We start from the raw sequence: 6,167 nt of genomic DNA on the forward strand, positions 1-6,167 counted from the left end.
TTGTACGGTGGTGTGAGAGGACGGAGGCTGCGAGGCCTCCTCCTACTCGATTCTGAAACTTTCTGAATATTTCTCAACCAACGAATACGTTATTCTGTCACGGCTTCTTGTTTGAAGCATGGGCTTTTCAACGTGTTCATCTTTTCGATTTCATTGGTTAAGCGCAGCGAGAGCAGGGCTTTCTGGTTCGAAGCAAAATCAAACATCACGATAGTCGCAGTGCCAACGGTCGTCAGTTTCTGTTGAGCCTTACTGACAATCGCGTATTCCATGGTGAATCGGTCATCTTGAATATCGGTAACACGTGAGCCGACCATCAAGGTATCTGGATACGTGACTGGGCGGAAATACTTACAGTAAGTGTCACCAAGAACAGGACCAACTTTGGTAATCGCCATCTCTTCCATCAGCTCGACGTGCTTGAAAAAATCTAAGCGAGCGGTTTCGAAATAGCGAAAATATACAGCGTTGTTAACGTGATTGAGTGCGTCCATTTCTCCCCAAGCGACAGGGATTTCTGTTACTACCGGGTAGTCAGATAATAGTGCTTCCATGCGAACTCTCTTATTGTTATGTAGGGATAAGTTGTTATTGGAATAAAAACCCTACCGCTAAATTAACAAAACTGCAACACGCGTGATTTAAGTTTTTTAAGCTTGAAACCACACAATGTCAGTGACTTAGTTGCACATCCACTCAATAGTTAGGCACTAAGGTGTTTGAATTGCAGCTCAACCAAGCGTTGGTACAATTCGCAGCTATTGATGAGAGACTGGTGGTCGCCGATGTCTACTAGTTGTCCTTTATCGAGCACCGCAATTTGGTCGGCGTGTTTAATTGTTGATAATCGATGGGCGATAATGATCGTCGTTCTGCCACGCATTAACTCTTCTAACGCTTGTTGTACGTGATGCTCACTTTCACTGTCTAGTGCGCTGGTTGCTTCATCCAACAATAGAATATTTGGATCTTTCAAGATGGCTCGTGCGATGGCAATACGTTGTCTCTGCCCACCAGAAAGCCTTACACCACGTTCACCAAGAAAGCTGTTGTAGCCATCAGGTAGGTTTTGAATGAACTCGTGTGCGTGCGCTTTCTTCGCCGCTTCGATCACTTGCTCGTCTGTTGCCTGCGGGTTGCCGTAGCGAATGTTATGGAACACATCGTTACTGAACAGAGCAGGTTGTTGCGGTACCAATGCCATCTGCTTTCTTAGCTCGTTAGGATCAAACTGATTCAGTTCAACACCGCCTAAGGTGACCTTACCCACTTGTGGGTCGTAGAAACGTTGCAGCAGTTCGAACAGAGTAGTTTTACCTGCGCCAGACGGGCCAACCAGTGCCAACACTTTGCCTTCATGGGCAGTAAGCGTGAGGTTGCTTGTTGCGGGTTGGTCCGGTCTTGATGGATAACAGAAGGTCACATCATCAAATGCAACTTCTGGCGTTACGTTAGCAAGCGAAGTTGGATTCGCAACTGGCGCAACAATATGGCTTTCAACTTGTAGGATCTCGATTAATCGCTCGGTCGCACCTGCCGCGCGTTGCAGTTCACCCATCACTTCAGAAATCGTACCTAACGATGAAGCAACCATAATTGCGTAGAACACAAACGCCGCTAAGTCACCAGCCGACATAGTGCCGTTGATAACATCACTGCCGCCTACCCAAAGCATGCCTGCAATAGCACTAAATACAATCACGATAACGCCAGAAATAAGAATCGCGCGCTGTTTTACACGCTGGCGACCAATCTCATATGCCTTTTCAACTTCAACCGCGAATGACGCTTTCTCTTGCTCTTCTCGGCTGTAGCTTTGCACCGTTTTAATGTGCTCAATCGCTTCACCTGCATAAGAACCCACATCAGACATCGAATCTTGGCTTTGGCGAGATAGGGCTCTCACACGACGCCCGTACACAAGAATCGGAATCAAGATAAACGGCACCGAGGCCAATACAATCAACGTCAGCTTAATATTGGTTGCAAACAGCATGATGATTGCACCAATACACATCAACGCGCTGCGCATCGCCATAGAGAACGATGAACCTATGATGCTTTGAAGCAGAGTAGTATCCGTGGTGATTCGCGACATGATGTCGCCACTGCCATTGGTTTCAAAGTAACTCGGGTGCAGCGTCACCACGTGATTGAAAACCGACAGGCGTATATCCGCACTTACTCGCTCACCAACAGAAGAGACCAAATAGAAGCGGAAGAAGGTGCCAATCGAGATCAGCACGACCACCACCATGATGAATTGAATCGCGCTGCCTAAGTCTGACAACGATTGTTGGCTGAAGCCTTGGTCGATAAGAAGACGAATACCGTGTCCGACTGAAAGGGTTAAGCTCGCTGTGAAGATCAACGCGATCAACGCAGCAATAACACGACCTTTATAAGGCTGAATGAATTTACTCAGCTCAAACAAAATACTGAGGCTTTTTTTCTCAGGTTTGGGTTCTGGCGCTTGTTGAGTCGATCGCTGAGTCTGTCGCTGGTTCGAGTCGAGCGTAGAAGAGACATCGTTTTGCATATGACTGCCTTAATGTGTTGTCGCTTTAAAAATAGGTAGCTTGTTGCTTGTTGCTTGTTGCTTATGGCTAATTGCTTTATGACTTATTGCCTGTACTGCGCGTTGTTCGCTGGGCAGTAATTGTTGTTGAGAATCGAACCCATTAAAGCATTTATTGCGCTGTGACGCTCCCTAGGAAACTCAATTTCCAATATTTCCTCATCACTAAGTGAATAATTCGAAACAACCTTAAAGGAAAACTAAGCATTCTGATCCAGTCAGTTGGATAGGAAACCAAGCTATTTAACCCTAATTTTTATGCAAGTAAATTAGCGTTGATAGGAGAGTGCACACATAAACAAGCAACCGTGCGATGATTTATAAATTGATAGAAAAACGTTTGCTATTTATCTCGATATTAGCTTTATCAATGACTTGTAAGTTTTGGTTGTAAGACCAGTTATAGCGACTGTTTTTTGTGGAATGTTTGTTACAAAAATTCAACAAAGTAGTTTTTTATACATTTTTCTTGCATAAAACCTCGGATTGAATAGAATAACCAACAAATGACAATTAATGCAGTATTGTGGCATGAGTATTCAAGTAAAGAGCATCAACAAATCATACGGTGATACCCAAGTTCTTCACGACATCAGTTTCGACTGTGAGAGTGGCGAAACCTTGGTATTGCTTGGCCCAAGCGGCGCGGGCAAGAGTTCATTACTGCGTGTATTGAACCTGCTTGAAATCGCGGACAACGGCGAATTAGACATTGCGAATGAGCAATTCGATTTTTCAAGCCAAATCCAAGAGAAGCAGGGGCTTAAACTTCGTCGTAAAGTCGGCATGGTGTTCCAGCAATACAACTTATGGCCACACATGACGGTGATGGAAAACTTGATTGAAGCACCAACCAAAGTGGCGGGTTTGGATAAGCAAGAAGCGATTAAGCAAGCGCAAGAAGTCCTAAAGACACTTCAACTTGCCGACAAAGCAGACGCTTGGCCACTTCAACTGTCTGGCGGTCAACAACAGCGTGTTGCGATTGCACGTGCGCTGATGATGAAACCGGATGTGTTGTTGTTTGATGAACCAACAGCGGCGCTTGATCCTGAGATCACCAACCAAGTCGTGAGCATTATTAAAGAATTGAGCGGAACGGGCATTACCCAAGTGGTCGTGACGCATGAAGTCGATTTCGCGAAGAAGATTGCTAGCCACGTTCTGTACCTAGAGAAAGGGTACATCGTTGAACACGGCACCAGCGATTCATTCGTTAATCCGCAGACACCTGAGTTTGCCGAGTATCTGACTCATTAAGTAAGTCACTTATTAAAAGAAAGTTGACTCACTAGATCTAGCTAAACACAACATCAATTAAAACAATCAAATTATAAGAATGGCCACAGGCCGCTATTACACAGTATTCGGAGTAACAAAATGAAAAAGATTCTACTAGCTTCACTTATCGGCCTTGCTTCTTTTAACGCAGCGGCTAAAGAAGAAATCAAATTCGCGATGGAAGCAACGTACGCACCATTCGAATACATGGATGAGAACAACCAAATTCAGGGTTTTGACGTAGACTTAGCAAACGCACTTTGTGAAGAGCTGAAAGCAACGTGTACTTTCCACAACCAAGCATTCGATAGCTTGATCCCTGCACTTAAATTCAAACGTTACGATGCGGCTATCTCGGCAATGGACATCACAGAAGCGCGTCTTAAACAAGTGAACTTCTCTAACGCATACTACGACAACTCTGCTGCATTCATCTCTTTCGAAGGCAAAGTAGCAGATCAAGCAGCACTAGAAGGTAAGCGTGTTGGTGTTCAAAACGGTTCTACTCACCAGAGCTTCCTACTTGAGCAAATGACTGGCGTAACAGCGGTACCTTACTCAAGCTACCAAGATGCATTCATCGACATGAAAAACGGTCGTATCGATTCTGTATTCGGTGACACAGCCGTTGTAGCAGAATGGTTCAAGAAAGAAGACAACCTAACGTACGTTGGCGACCAAGTAACAAACCAAGAGTACTTCGGTAACGGCTTTGGTATCGCAGTAAACAAGAGCAATCAAGAACTTGTAGACCAGCTTAACGTTGCACTTGCAGCAGTGAAAGCTAACGGCGAATACGACAAGATCTTCAACAAGTACTTCGGTAAGTAATTTATGGAATTAACGGGTTACTCTTTAGGGCTCGTCGAAGCAAGCTGGATGACAGTTCAGCTTGCATTCGTAAGCCTATTGGTTGGATTGGTTCTAGCAGTTTTGTTTGCAAGTGGTGAGATGTCTCGTCGTATTGCAATCAAATGGCCAACGACTGCATTTGTGACGATTGTTCGTGGTTTACCAGAAATTCTGGTCGTACTGTTTATCTACTTTGGTTCGACACAAGTTCTGTTCATGATCACTGGCGACTTCATAGAAGTGAGCCCGTTCTTATCTGGTGTTGTTGCACTGTCACTTATCTTTGCTTCTTACGCTTCGCAAACCTTACGTGGTGCATTAAAAGCAGTAAGCAAAGGGCAGAGAGAAGCAGCAAGCGCGCTTGGTATTTCTCAGTCTCGTGCATTCTTTCGTATCGTATTGCCTCAAGCGGTAAGGCACGCACTACCAGGGTTAACCAACCAATGGTTAGTGTTATTGAAAGACACTGCATTAGTTTCGCTGATTGGCGTAACAGATTTGTTGAAACAAGCACAACTAACATCAGCGGCAACGCACGAAGCATTTACTTGGTACGCGACAGCAGCAGCAATCTACTTGGTCATCACTTTAATCACACAAAGATTGGTAAAAGTGATTGATGGTAAGTTCTCTATTCAAGGTTTGGGTAACAAAGGGGCAATGGCATGAATCAACAATACCTCTCTCAAATGCTTGAAGGCTTAGTGACCAGTCTTCAACTCACAGGCACTTCATTGCTTGTTGGTTGTATCTTGTCACTGCTGATGACGGTAACGCTAATCCTAAGAATACCTGCGATTCACTGGTTAACACGTGGCATCATCACGCTGTTCACTGGCACACCATTGTTGGTTCAAATCTTCTTGGTGTATTACGGCCCGGGTCAGTTCGATTGGATTCGTGAAAGCTTCATGTGGACTTGGTTAAGCCAACCTTGGTTCTGCGCAATGTTAGCATTAGCTTTGAACACTGCCGCATACAGCACGCTACTGTTCAGAGGCGCATTCAACGCCATTCCAGCAGGGCAGTGGGAAGCGTGTCGTGCACTAGGTATGGACAAAGTAGCAACGCTTAAAGTGTTACTGCCATATGCACTACGCCGCGCCGTTCCAGCTTACTCGAACGAAGTGATTCTAGTTTTCAAAGGTACGTCACTGGCAAGCACCATCACCATCATGGACTTGATGGGCTACGCTCAGCGTATCAACGGCCAAACCTACGACACACTAACGGTGTTCGGCATTGCTGGCGCATTCTACTTAGCAGTAAACGGCATACTAACGCTGGTTTTCCGCCAAGTAGAGAAGAAAGCCCTCGCATTCGAAGCCGCGTAAGCTAGCCACAAACAAATTTAATTAACGTATAAAGCCTGCCATTTATGTTCGCATAGATGGCAGGCTTTTTGATCTGCTCCAGTTAGACTGGACACCGCATTAAGCGACATATTGTTTTTCAA

6 protein-coding genes are annotated in these 6,167 nt (G+C 45.1%); 4 read left to right on the top strand and 2 right to left on the bottom strand.

Annotation, left to right across the window (positions count from 1 at the left end; all coding sequences use genetic code 11):
- Nucleotides 1-89: 89 nt before the first annotated feature.
- Entirely contained in the window at nt 90-554 is a 465-nt protein-coding gene (locus AB6D58_RS24080) for a thioesterase family protein (protein WP_017061819.1), read from the bottom strand.
- A gap of 149 nt (nt 555-703) precedes the next feature.
- On the bottom strand, nt 704-2,539 hold the full coding sequence (locus AB6D58_RS24085; protein ID WP_017061820.1) for an ABC transporter ATP-binding protein/permease: 1,836 nt from the start codon (nt 2,537-2,539) through the stop codon (nt 704-706).
- Between the two features lie 570 nt (nt 2,540-3,109).
- On the opposite strand from AB6D58_RS24085, the gene artP reads away from it, so the two are divergent.
- The 4 genes from artP to artM all read left to right on the top strand — a co-directional run bounded on the left by artP (nt 3,110) and on the right by artM (nt 6,045).
- Nucleotides 3,110-3,838 carry an arginine ABC transporter ATP-binding protein ArtP gene (gene artP, locus AB6D58_RS24090; RefSeq protein WP_032545343.1) on the top strand — a complete coding sequence of 243 codons (729 nt, stop codon included), beginning with the start codon at nt 3,110-3,112 and terminating at the stop codon, nt 3,836-3,838.
- Between the two features lie 120 nt (nt 3,839-3,958).
- A complete protein-coding gene (locus tag AB6D58_RS24095) occupies nt 3,959-4,690 on the top strand; it encodes a lysine/arginine/ornithine ABC transporter substrate-binding protein (RefSeq protein ID WP_017070691.1) in 732 nt (243 codons plus the stop codon).
- A 3-nt stretch (nt 4,691-4,693) separates the two neighbouring features.
- Nucleotides 4,694-5,380, top strand: coding sequence for an arginine ABC transporter permease ArtQ (gene artQ, locus AB6D58_RS24100; RefSeq protein ID WP_017061822.1), 687 nt, complete (start codon nt 4,694-4,696; stop codon nt 5,378-5,380).
- On the top strand, nt 5,377-6,045 hold the full coding sequence (gene artM, locus AB6D58_RS24105; RefSeq protein ID WP_136982388.1) for an arginine ABC transporter permease ArtM: 669 nt from the start codon (nt 5,377-5,379) through the stop codon (nt 6,043-6,045). The genes artQ and artM overlap by 4 nt, the downstream gene beginning before the upstream one ends.
- Nucleotides 6,046-6,167 lie beyond the last annotated feature (122 nt).

The sequence above is a fragment of the Vibrio sp. 10N.239.312.D08 genome, from assembly GCF_041466145.1.
In the GTDB taxonomy this organism is placed as follows: Bacteria; Pseudomonadota; Gammaproteobacteria; order Enterobacterales; family Vibrionaceae; genus Vibrio; species Vibrio crassostreae_C.